Origin of the sequence: Serratia sp. 2C06 (assembly GCF_050037615.1) — a bacterium.
GTDB lineage: Bacteria > Pseudomonadota > Gammaproteobacteria > Enterobacterales > Enterobacteriaceae > Serratia > Serratia ureilytica.
In genome coordinates this window covers 5,082,776-5,104,328 of sequence record NZ_CP188299.1, presented here as the reverse complement: position 1 = coordinate 5,104,328, position 21,553 = coordinate 5,082,776, and the positions used below count along the sequence as shown (strand labels likewise).

Annotated in this window: 22 protein-coding genes; 16 read left to right on the top strand and 6 right to left on the bottom strand. The window is 60.4% G+C overall.

Going from position 1 to position 21,553, the window contains the following annotated elements:
- Nucleotides 1-149: 149 nt before the first annotated feature.
- Complete coding sequence (recN, locus tag ACP3TA_RS24865) at nucleotides 150-1,811, bottom strand: DNA repair protein RecN (protein ID WP_089197354.1); 1,662 nt, start codon at nucleotides 1,809-1,811, stop codon at nucleotides 150-152.
- Nucleotides 1,812-1,897: 86 nt separating this feature from the next.
- Nucleotides 1,898-2,776, bottom strand: coding sequence for an NAD(+) kinase (nadK, locus tag ACP3TA_RS24860; protein ID WP_004929107.1), 879 nt, complete (start codon nucleotides 2,774-2,776; stop codon nucleotides 1,898-1,900).
- A 125-nt stretch (nucleotides 2,777-2,901) separates the two neighbouring features.
- Here nadK and grpE point away from each other — a divergent pair, with 125 nt between their 5' ends.
- Nucleotides 2,902-3,486, top strand: coding sequence for a nucleotide exchange factor GrpE (gene grpE, locus ACP3TA_RS24855; RefSeq protein ID WP_025159545.1), 585 nt, complete (start codon nucleotides 2,902-2,904; stop codon nucleotides 3,484-3,486).
- Nucleotides 3,487-3,542: 56 nt separating this feature from the next.
- On the opposite strand, the gene ung is transcribed toward grpE, so the two are convergent.
- Complete coding sequence (gene ung / locus ACP3TA_RS24850) at nucleotides 3,543-4,226, bottom strand: uracil-DNA glycosylase (protein WP_004929112.1); 684 nt, start codon at nucleotides 4,224-4,226, stop codon at nucleotides 3,543-3,545.
- 346 nt (nucleotides 4,227-4,572) lie between these two features.
- On the opposite strand from ung, the gene grcA reads away from it, so the two are divergent.
- The 3 genes from grcA (at nucleotide 4,573) to ACP3TA_RS24835 (ending at nucleotide 6,848) form a co-directional block, all read left to right on the top strand.
- A complete protein-coding gene (gene grcA / locus ACP3TA_RS24845; RefSeq protein WP_004929114.1) occupies nucleotides 4,573-4,956 on the top strand; it encodes an autonomous glycyl radical cofactor GrcA in 384 nt (127 codons plus the stop codon).
- Nucleotides 4,957-5,140: 184 nt separating this feature from the next.
- Nucleotides 5,141-6,100 (top strand): DUF2974 domain-containing protein, encoded by a 960-nt coding sequence (locus ACP3TA_RS24840; RefSeq protein ID WP_122004494.1) that lies wholly within the window; start codon nucleotides 5,141-5,143, stop codon nucleotides 6,098-6,100.
- Nucleotides 6,093-6,848 carry an ankyrin repeat domain-containing protein gene (locus ACP3TA_RS24835; RefSeq protein ID WP_426784472.1) on the top strand — a complete coding sequence of 252 codons (756 nt, stop codon included), beginning with the start codon at nucleotides 6,093-6,095 and terminating at the stop codon, nucleotides 6,846-6,848. The genes ACP3TA_RS24840 and ACP3TA_RS24835 overlap by 8 nt, the downstream gene beginning before the upstream one ends.
- A 52-nt stretch (nucleotides 6,849-6,900) precedes the next feature.
- Here ACP3TA_RS24835 and srmB read toward each other — a convergent pair whose 3' ends face one another.
- Nucleotides 6,901-8,223: an ATP-dependent RNA helicase SrmB gene (gene srmB / locus ACP3TA_RS24830; RefSeq protein ID WP_004929122.1), complete on the bottom strand. Its 1,323-nt coding sequence runs from the start codon at nucleotides 8,221-8,223 to the stop codon at nucleotides 6,901-6,903.
- Nucleotides 8,224-8,322: 99 nt separating this feature from the next.
- On the opposite strand from srmB, the gene trmN reads away from it, so the two are divergent.
- Entirely contained in the window at nucleotides 8,323-9,102 is a 780-nt protein-coding gene (gene trmN, locus ACP3TA_RS24825; RefSeq protein WP_241016128.1) for a tRNA(1)(Val) (adenine(37)-N(6))-methyltransferase TrmN, read from the top strand.
- Nucleotides 9,103-9,140: 38 nt separating this feature from the next.
- On the opposite strand, the gene nadB is transcribed toward trmN, so the two are convergent.
- Nucleotides 9,141-10,742 (bottom strand): L-aspartate oxidase, encoded by a 1,602-nt coding sequence (gene nadB, locus ACP3TA_RS24820; RefSeq protein ID WP_016929796.1) that lies wholly within the window; start codon nucleotides 10,740-10,742, stop codon nucleotides 9,141-9,143.
- A gap of 214 nt (nucleotides 10,743-10,956) precedes the next feature.
- On the opposite strand from nadB, the gene rpoE reads away from it, so the two are divergent.
- From rpoE to rseC, 4 genes are read left to right on the top strand one after another with little or no spacing between them, the layout of a single operon-like run.
- Nucleotides 10,957-11,532, top strand: a complete 576-nt coding sequence (gene rpoE, locus ACP3TA_RS24815; RefSeq protein ID WP_004929136.1) for an RNA polymerase sigma factor RpoE — start codon at nucleotides 10,957-10,959, stop codon at nucleotides 11,530-11,532.
- A 30-nt stretch (nucleotides 11,533-11,562) separates the two neighbouring features.
- Entirely contained in the window at nucleotides 11,563-12,216 is a 654-nt protein-coding gene (gene rseA / locus ACP3TA_RS24810) for an anti-sigma-E factor RseA (RefSeq protein ID WP_033644125.1), read from the top strand.
- Entirely contained in the window at nucleotides 12,216-13,172 is a 957-nt protein-coding gene (gene rseB / locus ACP3TA_RS24805) for a sigma-E factor regulatory protein RseB (RefSeq protein ID WP_025303948.1), read from the top strand. The genes rseA and rseB overlap by 1 nt, the downstream gene beginning before the upstream one ends.
- Nucleotides 13,172-13,648 (top strand): SoxR-reducing system protein RseC, encoded by a 477-nt coding sequence (gene rseC, locus ACP3TA_RS24800; protein ID WP_069100120.1) that lies wholly within the window; start codon nucleotides 13,172-13,174, stop codon nucleotides 13,646-13,648. The genes rseB and rseC overlap by 1 nt, the downstream gene beginning before the upstream one ends.
- On the opposite strand, the gene ACP3TA_RS24795 is transcribed toward rseC, so the two are convergent.
- Nucleotides 13,645-14,481: a hypothetical protein gene (locus tag ACP3TA_RS24795; RefSeq protein ID WP_206196255.1), complete on the bottom strand. Its 837-nt coding sequence runs from the start codon at nucleotides 14,479-14,481 to the stop codon at nucleotides 13,645-13,647. The genes rseC and ACP3TA_RS24795 overlap by 4 nt on opposite strands.
- A 518-nt stretch (nucleotides 14,482-14,999) precedes the next feature.
- Here ACP3TA_RS24795 and lepA point away from each other — a divergent pair.
- The 7 genes from lepA (at nucleotide 15,000) to acpS (ending at nucleotide 21,550) form a co-directional block, all read left to right on the top strand.
- Nucleotides 15,000-16,799 (top strand): translation elongation factor 4, encoded by a 1,800-nt coding sequence (lepA, locus tag ACP3TA_RS24790; protein ID WP_019452315.1) that lies wholly within the window; start codon nucleotides 15,000-15,002, stop codon nucleotides 16,797-16,799.
- A 32-nt stretch (nucleotides 16,800-16,831) separates the two neighbouring features.
- Complete coding sequence (lepB, locus tag ACP3TA_RS24785) at nucleotides 16,832-17,809, top strand: signal peptidase I (protein WP_033644122.1); 978 nt, start codon at nucleotides 16,832-16,834, stop codon at nucleotides 17,807-17,809.
- 234 nt (nucleotides 17,810-18,043) lie between these two features.
- Nucleotides 18,044-18,724, top strand: coding sequence for a ribonuclease III (gene rnc, locus ACP3TA_RS24780; RefSeq protein ID WP_004929158.1), 681 nt, complete (start codon nucleotides 18,044-18,046; stop codon nucleotides 18,722-18,724).
- A complete protein-coding gene (gene era / locus ACP3TA_RS24775; protein ID WP_004929162.1) occupies nucleotides 18,721-19,629 on the top strand; it encodes a GTPase Era in 909 nt (302 codons plus the stop codon). The genes rnc and era overlap by 4 nt, the downstream gene beginning before the upstream one ends.
- A 6-nt stretch (nucleotides 19,630-19,635) precedes the next feature.
- Complete coding sequence (gene recO / locus ACP3TA_RS24770) at nucleotides 19,636-20,367, top strand: DNA repair protein RecO (RefSeq protein ID WP_047573979.1); 732 nt, start codon at nucleotides 19,636-19,638, stop codon at nucleotides 20,365-20,367.
- Nucleotides 20,368-20,438: 71 nt separating this feature from the next.
- Complete coding sequence (pdxJ, locus tag ACP3TA_RS24765) at nucleotides 20,439-21,170, top strand: pyridoxine 5'-phosphate synthase (protein WP_033644120.1); 732 nt, start codon at nucleotides 20,439-20,441, stop codon at nucleotides 21,168-21,170.
- Nucleotides 21,170-21,550, top strand: coding sequence for a holo-ACP synthase (gene acpS / locus ACP3TA_RS24760; RefSeq protein WP_004929169.1), 381 nt, complete (start codon nucleotides 21,170-21,172; stop codon nucleotides 21,548-21,550). The genes pdxJ and acpS overlap by 1 nt, the downstream gene beginning before the upstream one ends.
- Nucleotides 21,551-21,553: the final 3 nt, after the last annotated feature.

Below are 21,553 nucleotides of genomic sequence, written 5' to 3'. Positions count from 1 at the left end.
ACGCATTGGCTTTCCTTTAGCACCTCAAGCGCTTGGCCTTTTTTAGGCTGTTGAGATGGCTTTGGATCACCGCCGCGCCGCACTTTAGATATTTCTCGGGCCAACAGCGTCACTGTCAGACCGCAGGAAAGTGAAAAAGTTGAGCTTTTTTATGCCGCCAGCAGTTCTTTGGCGTTCGCCAACGTATTGCGGGTGACTTCGCTGCCGCCGAGCAGGCGCGCCAGCTCCTGCAGCCGGGCGCGTTTATCCAGCGGCGCCATCTGGGTTTCGGTGACCGTGCCGTCGGTCTGCTTGCTGACGAACAGGTGCTGATGCCCGCATCCGGCCACCTGCGGCAGGTGGGTGACGCACATCACCTGGGTGGATTCGCCGAGCTGGCGCAGCAGACGGCCGACGATGGCGGCGGTCGGGCCGCTGATGCCCACGTCCACCTCATCGAAGATCAGCGCCGGAGTTTCCATCTTGCGGGCGGTGATCACCTGAATGGCCAGCGCGATGCGCGACAGCTCACCGCCGGAGGCGACCTTCGCCAGCGGCTGCAGCGGCTGCCCCGGGTTGGTGGAGACGCAGAACTCGGTGCGGCTGGCCCCTTCGGCGCTCAGGTGCTGCGGTTCGAAGCGCACGTCGATGTTGAATTTGCCGTGCGGCATGGAGAGCGCCTGCATGCTGTCGGTGATGAGCGTGGTCAGCTCGGCGGCGTAGTGCAGGCGTTTCTGGTGCAGCTCTTCCGCCAGCGCCAGCGCCTGCTGGTGATGCAGGGTAACCGCCTCGTTCAGGTGCTCATGGTCGCTTTCCTGCTGAGACAGCAGCTGCTGTTCATCCAGCAACTGCTGATGCAGCTGCGGCAGCTCTTCCGGCGCGACCTGGTGTTTGCGCGCCAGGCTGATTTGACGCGACAGGCGCTGTTCCAGCTCGTGCAGGCGATTGGGATCGAGATCCATGCGATCGGCGTAATGGCGCAGTTCGTCGCTGGCTTCGCTGATCTGGATAGAGGCCTCTTCCAGCATGTCCAGCAGACCGCTGAGCTTATCGTCCAGCCCGGCCAGCTCAAGCAGCAGGTGTTTGGCGCTGTAAAGCTGGCTGAGCATGTTGTTCTCGTCGCTGTCGGCCAGCAGCTGCAGCGTTTGCTGGCTGAGGGTCAGCAGCTGGCCGCTGTTGGCCAGGCGCTTGTACTCGGCGTCGGTCTGTTCGAACTCGCCGGCCTGCGGCGCGAATTCGTTCAGCTCTTTCAATTGGTATTGCAGCAGCTGCTTGCGCGCTTCGCGCTCGATGGACTGCTGCTGATGGTGCGCCAGCTCGCGGCAGCTCTGATGCCAACGTTGGTAGGCCTGGCTCATCGCCGCCAGCAGGGCGGGTTCGTCGGCGTAGGCGTCGAGCAGCGCTTTTTGGTGCTCCGGCTTGAGCAGCAGCTGATGGGCGTGTTGACCGTGGATTTGGATCAGGCGTTGCCCCAGCTCACGCAGCTGCGACAGCGGCACGGCGGTGCCGTTGATAAAGCCGCGCGAACGGCCGTCGGCGTTGATCACCCGGCGCAGCAGGCATTCGTTGCTGTCGTCCAGCTGGTTTTGCTCCAGCCACGCGCGCGCGGACGGGGTGTCCGCCAGCGAGAAGCGGGCGCAAATGTCGGCACGGGCGGCTCCCAGGCGCACCACGTTGCCGTCGGCGCGGTTGCCGAGGCACAGCCCCAGCGCATCGATGGCGATGGATTTGCCGGCGCCGGTTTCACCGGTGATCGCCGTCATGCCCGGTTGAAAATCGATTTCCAACTCATGAACGATAGCAAAGTTGCTGATGGTTAATTGCGCCAGCATGGGAACCTTCCTGTGTATAAACACATAACTGTAGTTTCATACAGTATAAACTGGTTTTATATACAGTAAAGTGGCCGATGCAGATTTTAGAACAATTTTTTCGACCAGCCCAACTTGGTGCTTAACGTGTTGAAATAGCTGTAGTCCTTCGGGTGAATCAGGTTCAGATGGAAGTTGCTGCGGCGGATCAGCACTTCTTCGCCTTCCTGGATCGGCAGTGCGATCTGGCTGTCGCAGCTGATCTCCAGATCGCTGCCGATCTGCGAGAATTTCAGGCGGATGGTGCTGTCGCCGTTGATCACCAGCGGCCGGGCGGAAAGGGTGTGCGGGAACATCGGCACCAGCGCGATCGCCTCCAGCGACGGGGTGAGGATCGGCCCACCGGCGGAGAGCGAGTAGGCGGTGGAGCCGGTCGGCGTGGCGATGATCAGGCCGTCCGAGCGCTGCGAGAAGGCGAAGCGATCGTCGATATACACCTCGAATTCGATCATGTGCGCCACTTTGCCGGGGTGCAGCACCACTTCGTTGATGGCGGTGCTGATGCGGCACTGCTGGTGCTCTTTATGCACGATGGTTTCCAGCAGGAAACGCTGTTCGTCGATGTACTCGCCTTCCAGCACGTCCGCCAGCTGCTGCAGGGCGTTGTCGGGATCGAGATCGGTGAGGAAACCGAGGTTGCCGCGGTTGACCCCGATCACCTTGATGTCGTAGCGCGCCAGCACGCGCGCGGCGCCGAGCATGTTGCCGTCGCCGCCGACCACCACCGCCAGATCGGCGCGCTGGCCGATATCCGCCAGGCTGCCGGTGACGGCGTCTTTCAGCCCCAAATCATGGGCGATTTGGCGTTCGACCATCACCGAATAGCCGCGGGCCACCAGCCAGTGGAACAGCATCTCGTGGGTTGCCAGCGCTGAAGGGTGACGTGGGTGGCCAACAATGCCAATACAGGCGAATTTTTTATTCATTTGTTGTGATTTTCCTCACCGGGACCCGTTTATGCCCCACATTGTGACCGGTTGACTTGAAACCCCGGTTTTGATCCCCATAATAAGCCAAGTTGCGAGATTAATGCTAAAACGCGGAGATATTCATGAGTAGTAAAGAACAGAAGACGCCAAACGAGCAAGTCTCGGAAGAAATGGAACAACACGCTCATCACGAGGATACGCTGCCGGAAGCGGCGGAAGGCGTCGATCTGCGCGATGCGCGTATCGCCGAACTGGAAGCCCAACTGGCGGAAGCTCAGCAGCACGAGCGCGACAGCCTGCTGCGCGCCAAAGCGGAAGCGGAGAACATCCGTCGCCGCGCCGAACTGGACGTCGAGAAAGCGCACAAGTTCGCCCTGGAGAAATTCTCCGGCGATCTGCTGCCGGTGATCGACAACCTGGAGCGCGCGCTGGATCTGGCGGATAAAAACAATCCGGAACTGGCCGCGATGATCGAAGGCATCGAGCTGACGCTGAAATCGCTGCTGGACGTGGTGCGCAAGTACGGCATCGAAATCGTCGGCGACGTCAACGTGCCGTTCAACCCGGAAGTGCATCAGGCGATGAGCATGATGGAATCCGCCGATCACCAGCCGAACCACGTGATGATGGTGATGCAGAAAGGCTATACGCTGAACGGCCGCCTGCTGCGTCCGGCGATGGTCGCGGTCTCCAAAGCCAAGGCGTAATCGCCCCGGCAACGGCATAAAGAAAGGCACCCGAGGGTGCCTTTTTTGTCTCTGGACTACGCCTGCGGCAGGCGCGGCATCCAGTCGATCGGCGTGAGCCCTTGCTGCTCCAGCAGCTGATTGGCCTGCGAGAAGTGGCGGCAGCCGAGGAAACCGCGGTGCGCGGAGAGCGGCGACGGGTGCGGCGCCTTCAGCACATGGTGGCGGTTGCGGTCGATAAAGTTGCCTTTCTTCTGCGCGTGCGAGCCCCACAGCAGGAACACCACGCCTTCGCGGTTCTCGTTCAGGGCGGCGATCACTTTATCGGTAAAGGTTTCCCAGCCCAGGTTGGCGTGCGAGTGCGCGCGGCCGCCTTCCACCGTCAGCACGGTATTGAGCAGCAGCACCCCCTGTTCGGCCCAGCTTTGCAGGTAGCCGTGATCCGGGCGTTCGAAACCGGGAATGTCGGTCGCCAGCTCTTTATACATGTTCACCAGCGACGGCGGCGCCGGCACGCCGGGGCGCACCGAGAAAGAGAGGCCGTGCGCCTGATTGGGGCCGTGGTAGGGATCCTGGCCGAGGATGACGACTTTGACGTCCGCCAGCTCGGTAAAGCGGAACGCGTTGAACACGTCTTTCTGCGGTGGATAAATGGTCTTACCGGCCTGGCGCTCAGCGGCAACAAAGGCGAGCGTTTCAACAAAATAGGGCTGCTCTTTCTCTTTGCCGATCACGTCATGCCAGGTGAGGGAGGTGGCCATAAACGCTCTCCTTTGTTTTCTTTAGCAATTCATGGGCTATAGCTTACCGTGTCGGCCCGCGCAGCGAAACCCGCTTTTCATTTCTCACTGTCACGCGTAATGCAATTATTTTTGAAAATTTACAAAAATAATTGGTTTTTGCCGCAGTGGGAAAATTGATATAAAACATAAATTTGCCCCTTCACGCCTTGTGCCTACCCGGTAAAAATTGACTTTAATCAAAGAACTGGCCCGGTCAGGCTGGTATACAGAACAACAAGACAACAATGGTTTTACCAAATGGCCGAAACCAGAATTGGGTTTTCTCACGATGTGAATTTTTACGCCCTTGTACGGAGGCAACATAATGATTACCGGTATTCAAATTACCAAAGCGAACGACCAGGCGCTGGTGAATTCTTTCTGGCTGCTGGACGATGAAAAAGCGGAAGCTCGCTGCGTGTGCGCCAAGGCCAACTACGCGGAAGATCAGGTTGTCGCGGTCAGCGATCTGGGCCAGATCGAATACCGTGAAGTGCCGCTGGAAATGCAGCCGACCGTGCGCGTGGAAGGCGGCCAGCACCTGAACGTCAACGTGCTGCGTCGCGAAACCCTGGAAGACGCGGTCAAGCATCCGGAAAAATACCCGCAGCTGACCATCCGCGTGTCCGGCTATGCGGTGCGTTTCAATTCCCTGACGCCGGAACAGCAGCGCGACGTTATCGCCCGCACCTTTACCGAAAGCCTGTAATCGGCGGCGCAGTCAATCAGGGAGCTTCGGCTCCCTTTTTTGCGCTTGATGGCCGAAAACTGAAGGCGGATCACATTCTGCACAAAGATAAGCATTCCTGATACAGAACTCATCCGACCTGCCGATAGCTAAATCAGCACCTATTCAGGTGCTAAATAAAAAAGTCTATCGACAAGGAGTCGGCATGAGTATGCCTTTAAGTTTTACCTCTGCAGTATCCCCGGTGGCCGCGATCCCTACACCTCGCGCCGCTGCCGAAACGGCGACGGCGGCGCAGCCTGCGGCAGCGCCGGCAAATCCGGCGCCGGTGGCCACCCCTTCTCAGAATACGCTGAACGCGCAGAACCTGTTGAATACGCTGGTCGGCGATATCTCCGCGGCGGCGCCGACGGCGGTTGCGCCGGGCGTGACCCGGGGACAACAATCTCAGGAAGGCGATTATGCGTTGGCGCTGTTGGCCAAGGACGTTTACTCGCTGAACGGCCAGGGCGCCGCCGGGTTCAACCGTCTGAGCGACAGCGCGTTGCTCGGGTTCGGCATCGATCCCGCCAGCCTGCACGACGCGGGCAGCGGTTTCCAGGCCGGGATTTACAGCAACGACAAGCAGTATGTGTTGGCGTTCGCTGGCACCAACGACTGGCGCGACTGGCTGAGCAACGTGCGGCAGGCGACGGGTTATGACGATGTGCAGTACAATCAGGCGGTTGCCGCCGCCAAAAGCGCCAAGGCGGCCTTCGGCGATGCGCTGGTGATCGCCGGTCATTCGCTCGGCGGCGGTCTGGCGGCCACGGCGGCGCTGGCGACCGGCACCGTCGCGGTCACCTTCAACGCGGCCGGGGTCTCGGATTACACCCTGAATCGCCTGGGCATCGATCCGGCGGCGGCGAAGAAAGATGCCGAAGCCGGCGGTATTCGCCGCTACAGCGAACAATATGACATGCTGACCAGCACCCAGGAATCGACCTCGCTGATCCCGGACGCCATCGGCCACAACATCACCCTGGCCAACAACGATACCCTGACCGGCATCGATGACTGGCGGCCGAGCAAGCATCTGGATCGCAGCCTGACGGCGCACGGCATCGACAAGGTGATAAGCTCGATGGCGGAACAAAAGCCGTGGGAGGCGAAGGCCAATGCCTGAAGGGCGTCGCTTGCGGCGGGCGCTGGCGATAGCCTTACTGGCGCTGGTCGCGGTGACCGGTTTACTGATGATGGCTAAGGAGCAACAGATGGGGCAGGAGATTTCACCGTTTGACGGCCGCAGCAACCAGGCGCTGGCTCAGGCGGTGGCGCGCGGCGATACGCAGGGCATCGGTGCGCAGGCCACACAGGAGCGCTTGCGCGAACGGGGCGAGCGGCAGGTCACGCTGTTGCAGTGGGCGGTGCTTTCGCAACAGCCGACCAGCGTGCAGACGTTGCTGGAGCTCGGTGCCGACCCGGCGACGGCGGGGCTGGACGGCAACAGCGCGCTGCACACCGCGGCGATGTTGCAAGACGCACAGTATCTGCGGTTGTTGCTGACCGAAGGGGCGCCGGTGAACGTGCGCAATGCCGTTACCGGCGCCACGCCGCTCGCGGCGGCGGTGCTGGCCGGGCGTGAGGAGCAGTTGCGGCTGCTGCTGGCGGCCGGGGCGGACACCACGTTGAGCGATCGGCTGGGGGATACCCCGCTGCATCTGGCGGCGAAGATCAACGCGCCGCACCTGGCGCTGTTGCTGTTGCAGGCCGGTGCCGATGCCCGGGCGCGCAATCAGCAGGGTTATGCGTTCCAGTTTTACTTCTCGCAAACGCCGGCGCATTTGCAGAATGACGAGCTGAAGGCGCAGTTCCGCGAGCTGGATAAATGGCTGCAGGGGCGCCGCCTGGCCACGCATTACGCGCAGCAGTAAACGCCCATAAAAAAACCGCCTGTACAGGCGGTTTTTTCTTAGGCAGCGGCGGTTATTGCGCGTCGCCGGCCGGTTTGGCCTTCGCCTGACGGCGTTTGCCGACGTTTTTGGCGTCGCGATGGCGCACTTTCACCTTGGCCTTTTCTTTGTTCTTCGCCTTGTCTTCCGCGCGCTTGGCCAGCACTTTCTTCGACGGTTTACCGTTGCTCTTCTCGTTCGGCACCTTGGTTTTCGGCCGCAGTTCATCGATCACGCGCGCTTTCAGCGGCTCGTTCAGGTAACGGCCCACTTTGCCCAGCAGCAGATGATCGTGCGCTTCCACCAGCGAAATGGCGGTGCCTTTGCGCCCGGCGCGGCCGGTACGGCCGATGCGGTGCAGGTAGGTATCCGCAGTGCGCGGCATGTCGAAGTTGAACACATGGGTGATATCGAGGATATCCAAGCCGCGCGCGGCAACGTCGGTGGCCACCAGCACGTTAACCCGGCCATCCATCATGCGTTTGACCGCTTCGTTGCGTTTGGCCTGCACCATTTCGCCTTCGAGATAGCAGGTGTTGATGCCCGCTTCGCGCAGCCAGGTGGCCAGTTCGTGCACGCGCTCGCGCTTGCGCACGAAGATCACTGATTTCTGCACGTCCGGCTGCTTCAGCAGGTGGATCAGCAGCGCGGTTTTGTGCTGCACGTCATCGGCGCGATAGTACCATTGCAGGATCTTTTTGCGTTCGCGGCGCGACGGATCGGCTTCCACTTCCACCGGCTCTTTCAGGATGCGCTCGGCGAATTCGCGGATCGCTTCGCCTTCCAGCGTGGCGGAGAACAGCAGCGTCTGGTTGCGCCAGCGGGTTTCGGCAGAGATGGTTTCGATGTCCTGCGCGAAGCCCATGTCGAGCATGCGGTCGGCTTCGTCGAGGATCAGGGTTTCCACCGCGCGGCAGTCGAAGTTCTCTTCTTTAATGTATTGCAGCAAGCGGCCGGTGGTGGCGACCACCACGTCCTGGTTTTCGCTGAACACTTCCGCGTGGTTCATGTAAGCGACGCCGCCGGTGATGGTGGCGATATCCAGAGAGGTATGAGCAGCCAATTCACGCGCCTGGTCGGCGACCTGCATCGCCAGTTCACGCGTTGGCGTCAGGATCAGCACGCGCGGCGGGCCGGATTTCTTGCGTGGAAAGTCCAGCAGGTGCTGCAACACGGGCAGCAGGAAGGCGGCGGTTTTGCCGGTGCCGGTCGGAGCCGAACCTAAGACGTCGCGCCCGTCCATCGCCGGCGGGATCGCAGCGGCCTGAATGGCGGTGGGGCGATCGTAGCCTTTGTCGCGCAGCGCGTCGATCAGGCGATCATCGAGTTCGAGTTCGGAAAAAGTGGTTGCTGTCATGGTCTACCTCTACTTGGGGCGCCGATTATAGACGGGTTGGCCGCGATCTTCACCTATTTAAGCGGAAAGCCGCTCTTTTCCCGCCGATCAGATTGCCTTATGCTACGCCAGTTTTATAGCCAGGTGGTGAGTGTGAGCAAGCGATCGAAAGCCGATTTTACCCCGCGCCGCGGGGGTTTTACCTTTAAACAATTCTTTGTCGCCCACGATCGTTGCGCCATGAAAGTGGGCACCGACGGGGTGCTGCTCGGCGCCTGGGCGCCGCTGGGGCAGGCGCGCCGGGTGCTGGACATCGGCAGCGGCAGCGGGCTGATCGCGCTGATGCTGGCGCAGCGCAGCGGCGACGAAGTGACCATCGACGCGGTGGAGCTGGATGAAGCCGCCGCCGGCCAGGCGCGCGAAAACGCGGCGGAATCGCCGTGGCCGCAGCGCATCCGCGTGCATGCGCAGGATATTCACCATTATGCGCAGCAGCATGCCGCTGAGTATGATCTGATCGTCAGCAATCCGCCTTATTTTGAGCCGGCGGTGGCCTGCCGCGATCAGGCGCGCCACAACGCGCGCTACACCGAAACCCTGACGCACGAGGCGCTGTTGGCCTGCGCCGCGCAGCTGTTGGCCGCGCAGGGCACGTTCTGCGTGGTGCTGCCGCACGACATCGGCGCCGAATTCGAACGCCTGGCGCAGCAAAGCGGTTGGCACACGGCGGCGAAAGTGAACGTCAGCGATCGGGCCGATACGCCGCTGCACCGGGTGTTGCTGGCGTTGACGCGGCGGGAAACGCCGCTGCGGGAGCAGGCGCTGGCGATCAAACAGGCCGACGGCAGCTATACCGACGATTTCCGCCGGTTGATCACCGACTTCTACCTGTTCTACTGAAAAGAAAAGGGCGCCGATAAGGCGACCTGTCGCAGAGTTTAAGGCTGCAAAATGGTCGGCAGTGCTTCCGGCAGCAAATCCGGGTAGTCCAGCGTGTAGTGCAGGCCGCGGCTCTCTTTGCGCGCCATGGCGCTGCGCACGATAAGCTCGGCCACCTGCACCAGATTGCGCAGTTCCAGCAGGTTGTTGGAGATGCGGAAGTGAGCGTAGTACTCGTCGATTTCCGCCTGCAGCGTGTTGATGCGGCGCAGGGCGCGCTCAAGGCGCTTGGTGGTGCGCACGATGCCGACGTAATCCCACATGAACAGCCGCAGCTCGTGCCAGTTGTGTTGAATCACCACACGTTCGTCCGCATCGTCCACCCGGCTTTCATCCCAGTGCGGCACCTGTTTGGCCTGCTGGATGAACGGCAGGCGCTGCAGAATGTCTTCCGCCGCCGACCAACCGTAAACCAGGCACTCCAGCAGCGAATTCGACGCCATGCGATTGGCGCCGTGCAGGCCGGTGTAGCTGACCTCGCCGATGGCGTACAGCCCGTCGAGATCGGTGCGGCCGTGCTGATCGACCATCACGCCGCCGCAGGTGTAGTGCGCCGCCGGGACGATGGGGATCGGTTGCCGAGTCAGATCGAAGCCCAGCGTCAGCAGCTTTTCGTGGATCATCGGGAAATGCTGGGTGATGAACTCCGCCGGCTTGTGGCTGATATCCAGGTACATGCAGTCGGCGCCCAGGCGCTTCATTTCATGGTCGATGGCGCGGGCGACGATATCGCGCGGGGCCAGTTCGCCACGCGGGTCGAAATCGGGCATAAAGCGGCTGCCGTCCGGGCGCTTCAGGTAAGCCCCTTCGCCGCGCAGCGCTTCGGTCAGCAGGAAGTTGCGCGCCTGTGGGTGGAACAGGCAGGTCGGGTGGAACTGGTTGAACTCCAGGTTGGCGACCCGGCAGCCGGCGCGCCAGGCCATGGCGATGCCGTCGCCGGAGGAGATGTCCGGGTTGGTGGTGTATTGGTATACCTTGGCCGCGCCGCCGGTGGCCAGCACCACCGTTTTGGCGCGGTAGGTTTCCACCCGCTCGAGCTCGCGGTTCCAGACGTAAGCGCCCACGACTCGGCGGGTGCCCGGCAGGCCGATTTTGTTCGAGGTAATAAGGTCAACCGCGTTGCGGCGTTCCATCACGCAAATATTGGGGTGAGCGCTTGCTTTCCCCACCAGCGTGGTCTCTACTTCCTTACCGGTAGCGTCCGCGGCGTGCAGGATGCGGCGATGGCTGTGGCCGCCTTCGCGCGTGAGGTGATAATGCGCCTCGCCCTGCGCGTTGACCTCGGTGTCGAACAGCACACCCTGATCGATCAGCCACTGCACGCAGTGGCGCGCGTTGCCGGCGATGAATTCGACGGCCTCTTTGTCGCACAGGCCGGCGCCGGCAATCAAAGTGTCATCAACGTGTGAGGCAATGCTGTCCGTCTCATCGAACACCGCGGCGATCCCGCCTTGGGCGTAAAAGGTGGCCCCCTCGCTGAGCGGCCCCTTGCTGAGAACGGTAACCTTGCAATGCTGCGCCAGGCGCAGCGCCAGTGACAGGCCCGCAGCGCCGCTGCCGACGATCAGTACATCGCTAACATGTTCAGATGATGGTTGCATAACGTATGATGTGTGCAGAAGAAGAGTGAATTTCATGTTAGCCTAACTGTCCGGGCAAAAGCCACGGATAGGGTGACATCAACAGAAAAAACAATGGCGATATGGAACTTCGTGTTCTATATGAACTCCAAGCGAGTGCTTGCTCAGGAAAATAATGTATGGCTGGCAGTACAATTTTACGCGTGGAGACGGATTTGGGGAGAGTTTACCTCGGATGAGCGAGCAGTTAACGGATCAAGTTCTGGTTGAGCGGGTCCAAAAGGGCGACCAGAAATCGTTTAACCTACTGGTAGTGCGCTATCAGCATAAGGTGGCGAGTCTCGTTTCCCGCTATGTGCCGCAGGGCGATGTGCCCGATGTGGTGCAGGAGTCGTTTATCAAGGCCTATCGCGCACTGGAATCGTTCCGTGGCGACAGCGCTTTTTATACCTGGTTGTATCGAATCGCCGTGAACACGGCAAAGAATTATCTGGTTGCTCAGGGGCGCCGTCCGCCATCCAGTGATGTGGACGCCAACGATGCGGAAAATTACGAAAGTGCGGGCGCACTGAAAGAAATTTCGAACCCTGAGAACTTAATGTTGTCAGAAGAGCTGAGACAGATAGTTTTCCGTACCATTGAGTCTCTCCCTGAGGATCTTCGCATGGCGATTACCCTGCGGGAGTTGGATGGTCTAAGCTACGAAGAGATAGCCGCCATCATGGATTGCCCGGTCGGAACCGTACGTTCGCGTATTTTCCGCGCCCGGGAAGCTATCGATAATAAAGTTCAACCGCTGATCCAGCGTTAGCAATGGCGGGCACAGGAAGGGTACTTAGGCATGCAGAAAGAAAAGCTTTCCGCTCTGATGGATGGTGAATCGTTCGACAGCGAGCTGTTGAGTTCTCTGTCGCAAGATCGAACGCTTCAGCAAAGCTGGCAGAGCTATCACCTGATACGTGACACACTGCGGGGTGATATCGGACAAGTGATGCATTTCGATATCGCCGATCGCGTCGCCGCTGCACTTGAGAAAGAACCTGCCCGGCTGGTGCCTTCCGCCGTCCAGGAATCTCAGCCGCAGCCTCACACCTGGCAGAAAATGCCGTTCTGGGACAAAGTGCGTCCTTGGGCGAGCCAGATTACGCAAATCGGCATGGCGGCCTGCGTGTCGCTGGCGGTCATCGTCGGCGTGCAGCACTACAACCAGCCTTCTGCGTCATCGAACGCGTCCGAATCGCCGGCCTTCACCACGCTGCCGATCATGGGCCAGGCCTCACCGGTCAGCCTGGGCGTTCCTGCCGACAGTTTCTCCACCGGCAGCGGCCAACAGCAGCAGGTGCAGGAACAGCGTAAGCGTATCAACGCCATGCTGCAGGACTATGAACTGCAACGTCGCCTGCATTCGGATCAGCTGCAGCTTGAGCAAAGCAATCCGCAACAGGCTGCCATTCAGGTTCCCGGAACTCAGTCTTTAGGAATGCAACAGCAGTAATGAAGCAAATCTGGTTCTCCGTTTGTTTATTGACGGGCAGCCTGCTCTATTCCAGCATCGCCCCGGCGCAGCCGACTGCGTCCGGGGCGTTATTGCAACAGATGAGCAGCGCCAGCCGTTCTCTCAATTACGAGCTCGCCTACATCAGCATCAGCAAGCAGGGAATCGAGTCGTTGCGCTATCGCCATGCGGTGATCGGCAACGTGCCGCTCGGCCAGCTGTTGCACATGGACGGCCCGCGCCGCGAAGTGCTGCAGCGCGGCGGCGGGATCAGCTACTTCGAACCCGGCCTGGAGCCGTTCACGCTCACCGGCGATCACATCGTCGATGCGCTGCCGGCGATCGTTTATGCCGATTTCACCCGCCTGGCCAAGTACTACGACTTCATCTCCGTGGGCAGCACCCGCATCGCCGATCGGCCGTGTGAAGTGCTGCGCGTGGTGGCGCGCGACGGTTCCCGCTACAGCTACATCGTCTGGATGGACGAGGACACCAAGCTGCCGCTGCGGGTGGATTTGCTCGATCGCGACGGCGAAACGCTGGAGCAATATCGGGTGATCTCCTTCGCGGTCGGCGCCGACGTGCAGGGCGCGATGCAGGGGCTGCTCAAAGCCAACCTGCCGCCGCTGCTGTCGCTGCCGGCGGTGGAAAACGTCCAGCTGAGCTGGAGCACCGGCTGGCTGCCGGCGGGGGTAGACGAGGTGGCGCGCAACCGCCGCAAATTGCCTAACGTCGCCGTGCCGGTTGAATCCCGCCTTTACAGCGACGGCTTGTTCAGCTTCTCGGTCAACGTCAGCCCGGCGGGCAGCGGAGCCGGGCAGCAGTACTACCGTCAGGGGCGCCGCACCATTCAGACCGAAGTGCGCGCGGGCAACGAAATCACGATTGTGGGCGAATTGCCGCCGGCTACGGCCAAGCGCATCGCCGACAGCATTTCTTTCAAGGTATCGCCGTAATGATGAAAGAGTGGGCCACGGTGGTGTCGTGGCAACAGGGCGTAGCGCTGCTGCGCTGTGAACCCAAGGCCGGCTGCGGCAGCTGCACCGCGCGTTCCGGCTGCGGCGCACGTGCGTTGAACGAGCTGGTGCCGGAAACCGAGCATCAGCTGCAGGTGCATATCGATCAGCCGCTCGAACCGGGGCAGCGCGTCGAGGTCGGCATCGCGGAAGGCAGCCTGCTGCGCTCCGCCATGCTGGTTTACCTGACGCCGCTGCTGGGCATGATGCTGGGCGGCACGTTGCTGCAATATTGTTTCGGCAGCGACGCCTCGGCGGCAGTCGGCGCCGTGCTGGGCGGCGGGGCGGCCTTTATGCTGGCGCGCCGGTTGGCCCGGCGTCTGGGCGAGCAGGCCGACTATCAGCCGGTGGTGCTGCAGATTGGGTTGCCGCCTACCGCGATGCGCATGCAGACGGAAAACTCCCCGCTGATTTAAACCGACGGTCGCGTCATCGCCGGGTTGTGATAGGCGGGGATGCGGTTGTGGATCATATGCTCCAACAGCGCGATGAACAGATCGGCGCTGAGCAGCGAATCGTAGTTAATCGCGAACAGCACATTTCCCTGGCCGTCGAGCAAGCGGATGCCGCGCTGCGGATGATTTTCCAATGCGCGGATCTGTTCGATGGGCACGTTTCCCCGTTCAGTGGTCAGCAAGGTGGCGCTCAGCCGCAGCGTTTCGGTCGGCGTGCCTTGCCGTTTGCCGAGCAGCAACTGCCACAGCCAGCGTGCGTCGCCCTCAACCGTGTGAAACGACACCGTCTCCCCCTGATAGAGCGCGTTCAACGCCAATGGCCCGCGCTGCTGCAGCTGCTGATCGACGATCACGTCCGCCAGTCGCCACGAATGGGCGACATTGCTGAAGACCGTGCACCAGGGCTGATCCGCGCCGGCGCGGAACGCCGTGACGTCAAACAACCCGCCAAAAGCCTTGCCGCCGCGAAAGCGATAGATGTCGCCGATTTTCTCAAACGGAATGAAACGCTCTTTGTGATGGTGGCCGTCAAAGACCCGCACGCCGTGCTCGTAGAGCCGATACGTCAACACCGGGCGCAGGTAATGCCGCAGCGCCAGCAGCGTACAGCCGAGTAAAATTGTGCCCGCGCCGGCCTGCAACAGCGTGATGACGTCGTTCTCATCAATGCTGCTCAGCAGCGGCAGCACCAACAGCGCCGCACCCACGCTGAACAGCAGCGCCGCCGCCGCCAGAATGCCCCAGTTGACCTTCGAAAAATCGTGCCGGCTCAGCATTTGCCCTTTATCGATCATATGCACCTTCCAATCAACGTACGCAGATATGCTGGTGAACCCCGGTGGGCTGCCGATGTAGTGCCCGGAATAATGTTTTGTCGCGGAGTTCATGCCCTTTCTATCCGAGGGACGGTGGTGGCGTATATGGGGTTTTTCCTAAAGGATGTGGGGCAAAATCGAATTCTAAGAGGTTGATCCAAATATTCTTTTTCGATAATTTCAGAAGGGGTTTATTGCGCTGCGGCCGGTTATGTATTAGCGCCGGAGTTTGACGGCCACGGAGCGCCTGCAAGCCTTGGGTTCAGGCCGTATAGCCCGTGTTAACATCTGTTTTCATCAGCCGGGGCGCCCTGTAACATTTAGCTGCGCATAATAGAATGCCTTCACTGCACCGATCGCTAGGTTTTCAGTGGTGTGGCATGTAGAATGCAGCGATTCAGGTGCAAGACGGCCTAACCCATTCACTGTCGCTTTAGGTCCATGCGGGTTTCTATAGGCGAGTAATTCAGAAATACCAAGGCAGAAAAACTTTTATAATGAAGCATATACGAAATTTCTCCATTATTGCCCATATTGACCACGGTAAGTCGACGCTGTCTGACCGCATTATCCAAATTTGCGGTGGCCTGTCCGACCGTGAAATGGCTGCGCAGGTGCTCGATTCCATGGATCTGGAGCGCGAGCGCGGCATCACCATCAAGGCGCAAAGCGTCACGCTGGATTACAAGGCGCTGGATGGGCAGACCTATCAGCTTAACTTTATCGACACCCCAGGCCACGTTGACTTCTCCTATGAAGTGTCCCGCTCGCTGGCGGCCTGCGAAGGCGCGCTGCTGGTGGTGGACGCCGGCCAGGGCGTAGAAGCCCAGACGCTGGCCAACTGCTACACCGCGATCGAAATGGATCTGGAAGTGGTGCCGGTGTTGAATAAAATCGACCTGCCGGCCGCCGATCCGGATCGCGCCGCGCAGGAAATTGAAGACATCGTCGGCATCGACGCCACCGATGCCGTGCGCTGCTCGGCCAAAACCGGCGTCGGCGTGCCCGACGTGCTGGAGCGCCTGGTGCGCGACATTCCTGCACCGCAGGGCGATCCGGATGCGCCGCTGCAGGCGCTGATCATCGACTCCTGGTTCGATAACTACCTGGGCGTCGTGTCGCTGGTGCGCGTCAAGAACGGCACGCTGCGCAAGGGCGACAAGATCAAGGTCATGAGCACCGGCCAGGTGTACAACGCCGATCGTTTGGGCATTTTCACGCCGAAGCAGGTCGATCGCGACGTGCTGAACTGCGGCGAAGTGGGCTGGCTGGTCTGTGCGATCAAAGACATCCTCGGCGCGCCGGTGGGCGATACCCTGACGCAGGCGCGTCAGCCGGCGGATAAAGCGTTGCCGGGCTTCAAAAAAGTGAAGCCGCAGGTGTACGCCGGTCTGTTCCCGATCAGCTCCGACGACTATGAATCTTTCCGCGATGCGCTGGGCAAGCTGAGCCTTAACGACGCCTCCCTGTTCTACGAACCGGAAAGCTCCACCGCGTTGGGCTTCGGCTTCCGCTGCGGCTTCCTTGGTCTGCTGCACATGGAGATCATTCAGGAGCGTCTGGAGCGTGAATACGATCTGGATCTGATCACCACCGCGCCGACGGTAGTCTACGAAGTGGAAACCACCGGCAAAGAAGTGATCTACGTCGACAGCCCATCCAAGCTGCCGCCGTTGAACAACATCCAGGAACTGCGCGAGCCGATCGCCGAATGCCACATGCTGATGCCGCAGGAATACCTGGGCAACGTCATCACCCTGTGCGTTGAGAAACGCGGCGTGCAGACCAACATGGTCTACCACGGCAACCAGGTGGCGTTGACCTATGAAATCCCGATGGCGGAAGTGGTGCTCGACTTCTTCGACCGCCTGAAGTCCACGTCGCGCGGTTATGCGTCGCTGGATTACAACTTCAAGCGCTTCCAGGCCTCCGACATGGTGCGCGTGGACGTGCTGATCAACAACGAGCGCGTGGATGCGCTGGCGCTGATCACCCACCGCGACAACTCGCAGTATCGCGGCCGTGAATTGGTGGAAAAGATGAAAGATCTGATCCCGCGTCAGCAGTTCGACATCGCGATTCAGGCGGCGATCGGCACGCACATCATCGCGCGCTCCACCGTGAAGCAGCTGCGTAAAAACGTGCTGGCGAAATGCTACGGCGGTGACGTCAGCCGTAAGAAAAAGCTGCTGCAGAAACAGAAAGACGGTAAGAAGCGCATGAAGCAGGTCGGCAACGTCGAGCTGCCGCAGGAAGCGTTCCTGGCCATTCTGCACGTCGGTAAAGACGGCAAGTAACCGCGACGAGTTCGCGAAACGAGGGAGTTTGCATGGCGAATATGTTTGCCCTGATCCTGGCGTTGGCCACCCTGGTCACCGGGATCATCTGGTGCTTCGAGCGCTTTAAATGGGCGCCGGCCCGCCGCGCGAAGATTGCGGCGGTCAACGAGCAGACCGCGGGCGCAGTAGACGATAAAACGCTGGCGAAAGTGGCTAAGCAGCCAGGCTGGGTAGAGACCGGGGCATCGGTCTTCCCGGTGTTGCTGCTGGTCTTTGTGGTGCGCTCGTTTATTTACGAACCGTTCCAAATCCCGTCCGGCTCAATGATGCCGACGCTGTTGATTGGCGATTTCATTCTGGTGGAGAAATATGCCTACGGCATTAAAGATCCGATAACCCAGACCACGCTAATTGAAACCGGTCATCCGAAGCGCGGCGATATTGCGGTATTTAAATATCCGCTGGATCCGAAGCTGGATTATATCAAGCGCGTGATTGGCCTGCCGGGCGACCGTATTACTTACGATCCGGTGAATAAGCGCGTTACGGTGCAGCCGTCGTGCAACAGCGGGCAGTCCTGCGATACCGCGCTGGCGGTCACCTACGCCGACGCGCAGCCGAGCGACTTCGTACAGCTGTTCAGCCGCAGCGGCATGGGCGAGGCCAGCAACGGTTTCTACCAGATCCCGCTGAATGACAACGTGCCGCAGGGCGGCATTCGTCTGCGTGAACGTCAGGAGAGCCTGGGCAACGTGACGCACCGCATCCTGACCGTGCCGGGCACGCAGGATCAGGTGGGCGCTTACTACCAACAGCCGGGCAAACCGCTGGCGGAGTGGGTGGTGCCGGCCGGGCATTACTTCATGATGGGCGACAACCGCGACAACAGCGCGGACAGCCGTTACTGGGGCTTTGTGCCGGAGAAGAATCTGGTGGGTAAAGCCACGGCCATCTGGATGAGCTTTGAAAAGCAGGAAGGCGAGTGGCCTACCGGCGTGCGTTTCAGCCGGATTGGCGGCATTCATTAATCGCTGATTTATTCCCTGTCAATTTCACGCCGCAGCCTGCTGCGGCGTGAAAGATTAAGGGGATATAAACACAGCATTATGTTTCCACTCGTTGTAGAATACTTTCTCGAGCGATAAAAGTTGGCTCCTGCTGGGAGCCACTGCAAACGAAACAGCTTTGGATCGGCTTTCGGCGAAGCAGGCCTGTTCCGTATGCTGCAAGTTTTTGACGCATTCTTGATCTATTGGTAACTCATGAACCCCATCGTAATAAACAGGCTGCAGCGGAAGCTGGGCTACACTTTTCAACAGCAGGAGCTTTTACTGCAGGCTTTGACTCACCGCAGCGCCAGCAGTAAACACAATGAACGTCTTGAGTTTCTGGGTGACTCGATTCTTAGTTTTGTCATCGCCAATGCGCTCTATCACCGCTTTCCTCGCGTAGACGAGGGCGATATGAGCCGCATGCGCGCCACGCTGGTGCGCGGCAACACGCTGGCGGAGATGGCGCGCGAGTTTGACCTGGGCGAATGTCTGCGGCTTGGGCCGGGCGAATTGAAAAGTGGTGGGTTCCGCCGCGAGTCAATCCTGGCGGATACGGTGGAGGCATTGATCGGCGGCGTGTTCCTGGACAGCGACATCCAGACCGTCGAGCGCCTGATTTTGGACTGGTATCGCAGCCGGTTGGACGAAATCAGCCCCGGTGATAAGCAGAAGGACCCGAAAACCCGTTTGCAGGAATTTTTGCAGGGGCGTCATCTGCCGTTGCCTTCTTATTTGGTGGTGCAGGTTCGCGGTGAAGCGCACGACCAAGAGTTTACCATCCACTGCCAGGTGAGTGGTTTGAGCGAGCCCGTGGTGGGCACCGGCTCGAGCCGCCGTAAAGCCGAGCAGGCGGCAGCGGAACAAGCGCTGAAAAAGCTGGAGCTTGAATGAGTGAAGTAAAACAACACTGCGGTTTTATCGCCATCGTCGGCCGCCCGAACGTGGGCAAATCGACGTTGCTGAACCAACTGCTGGGGCAGAAGGTTTCCATTACGTCGCGTAAGCCGCAGACGACCCGTCACCGCATCATGGGCATCGACACCGATGGCGCCTATCAGGCGATCTACGTCGATACCCCAGGGCTGCACATCGAAGAAAAACGCGCCATCAACCGTTTGATGAACCGCGCGGCCAGTAGCTCGATCGGCGACGTCGAACTGGTTATCTTCGTGGTCGAAGGCACCAACTGGACCGCCGACGACGAAATGGTGGTCAACAAGCTGCGCAGCCTGCGTTGCCCGGTATTGCTGGCGATCAACAAGGTCGATAACGTCACCGACAAATCCAAGCTGTTGCCACACATTGCGTTCCTCAGCCAGCAGATGAATTTCCTCGACGTGGTGCCTATCTCAGCCGAGAAAGGGATGAACGTCGACACCATCGCCGGCATCGTGCGCAAGCTGCTGCCGGAAGCGGAACACCACTTCCCGGAAGACTACATCACCGATCGCTCCCAGCGCTTTATGGCGTCCGAGATCATCCGTGAGAAGCTGATGCGTTTCCTGGGTGAAGAGCTGCCGTATTCGGTGACGGTGGAAATCGAACAGTTCGTGGCCAACGATCGCGGCGGCTACGATGTGCACGGCCTGATCCTGGTCGAGCGCGAAGGCCAGAAGAAAATGGTCATCGGCAACAAGGGCGCCAAGATCAAAACCATCGGCATCGAAGCGCGCCAGGACATGGAACAGATGTTCGACGCTAAAGTGCATCTGGAGCTGTGGGTGAAAGTGAAATCCGGTTGGGCGGACGACGAACGTGCGCTGCGCAGCCTGGGCTATGTTGACGATCTGAAGTAACGATCCGTGGACGGCTGGGAGCGCGCTTTCGTCCTGCATGGGCGGCCGTACAGTGAAACCAGTCTGATGCTGGATTTGTTTACCGAAGGTCATGGGCGGGTGCGCTTGCTGGCAAAAGGCGCGCGCAGCCGCCGCTCCAATCTGAAGGGTTGCCTGCAGCCCTTTACCCCCCTGTTAGTGCGCTGGGGCGGCCGCGGCGAAGTGAAAACGCTGCGCAACGCCGAAGCGGTCTCTCTCGGTTTACCCCTCAGCGGCATGATGCTTTACAGCGGCCTGTACGTGAACGAACTGCTGGCGCGCGTGCTGGAGCAGGAAACCAACTACTCGGTGCTGTTCTTCGACTACCTGCAGTGCTTGCAGGCGCTGGCGGCGGAAGACAGCTCGCCGGAACAGGCGTTGCGCCAGTTCGAACTGGCCTTGTTGCAGCACCTGGGTTACGGCCTCGATTTCCTGCACTGCGCCGGCAGCGGCCTGCCGGTGGATGACGCCATGACCTACCGCTACCGCGAAGAGAAGGGCTTTATCGCCAGCCTGGTGGTGGATCACTACAGCTTCACCGGGCGCGAACTGCGCGCGCTGGCGGAGCGGCAGTTTCCCGATGCCGAGACGCTGCGCGCCGCCAAGCGTTTCACCCGCATGGCGCTGAAACCCTACCTCGGCGGCAAGCCGTTGAAGAGCCGCGAACTGTTTCGCCAATTCGTGCGCAAACAGCCGAATGCGCCGGTCGACGACGCCTGACCTTTTCCCCTTTTGCCGTTCTGCACCCGCGTGTAAACTGCTGGCACTGAAAATCGTATTTAGAGGTTGTCATGGCTGATTTACTGCTGGGCGTCAATATCGATCACATCGCCACGTTACGTAACGCGCGCGGAACCCAATACCCGGATCCGGTTCAGGCGGCATTCATTGCCGAACAGGCGGGGGCCGACGGCATTACCGTGCATCTGCGCGAAGACCGCCGCCACATCACCGACCGCGACGTGCGTTTGCTGCGCCAGACCATCCAGACGCGCATGAATCTGGAGATGGCGGTGACCGACGAGATGCTGGACATCGCCGTGGAGCTGAAGCCGCACTTCTGCTGCCTCGTGCCGGAAAAGCGTGAAGAAGTGACTACCGAAGGCGGCCTGGACGTTGCCGGCCAGCTGGACAAAATGAGCGTGGCGGTCGAGCGCCTGGCGCAGGTGGGCATTCTGGTCTCGCTGTTCATCGATCCCGATCATCGCCAAATCGACGCGGCGGTGGCGGTGGGCGCCCCCTATATCGAAATCCACACCGGCGCCTACGCCGAAGCGCAGGGCGAGCTGGCGGTACAGGCCGAGCTGCGCCGCATCGCGGTCGCCGCCGCCTACGCGGCCGAGAAGGGGCTGAAGGTCAACGCCGGCCACGGCCTGACCTATCACAACGTGCAGCCGATCGCCGCGCTGCCGGAAATGCACGAGCTGAACATCGGCCATGCGATTATCGGCCAGGCGGTGATGAGCGGGCTGCCGGCTGCGGTTGCCGACATGAAAGTGCTGATGCGGGAAGCGCGCCGGTAATGGCGGTGCTCGGGCTGGGTACCGACATCGTCGAGATGGCGCGTATCGAAGCGGTGGTGGAACGCAGCGGCGATCGTCTGGCGCGCCGCGTGCTGAGCGACGCCGAATGGGCGCTGTACCAGCAGCACCAGCAGCCGATTCGCTTTCTGGCCAAGCGTTTCGCCGTGAAAGAGGCCGCCGCCAAGGCGTTCGGCACCGGCATTCGCAACGGCCTGGCGTTCAACCAGTTCGAGGTTTTCAACGATGCGTTGGGCAAACCGAATATTCGTTTGCACGGCCGCGCCGCCGAGCTGGCGGGGGAGATGGGGGTCACCGCGATCCACGTTTCGCTGGCCGATGAAAGGCGCTATGCCTGCGCGACGGTGATCGTCGAAAGCTGAAAA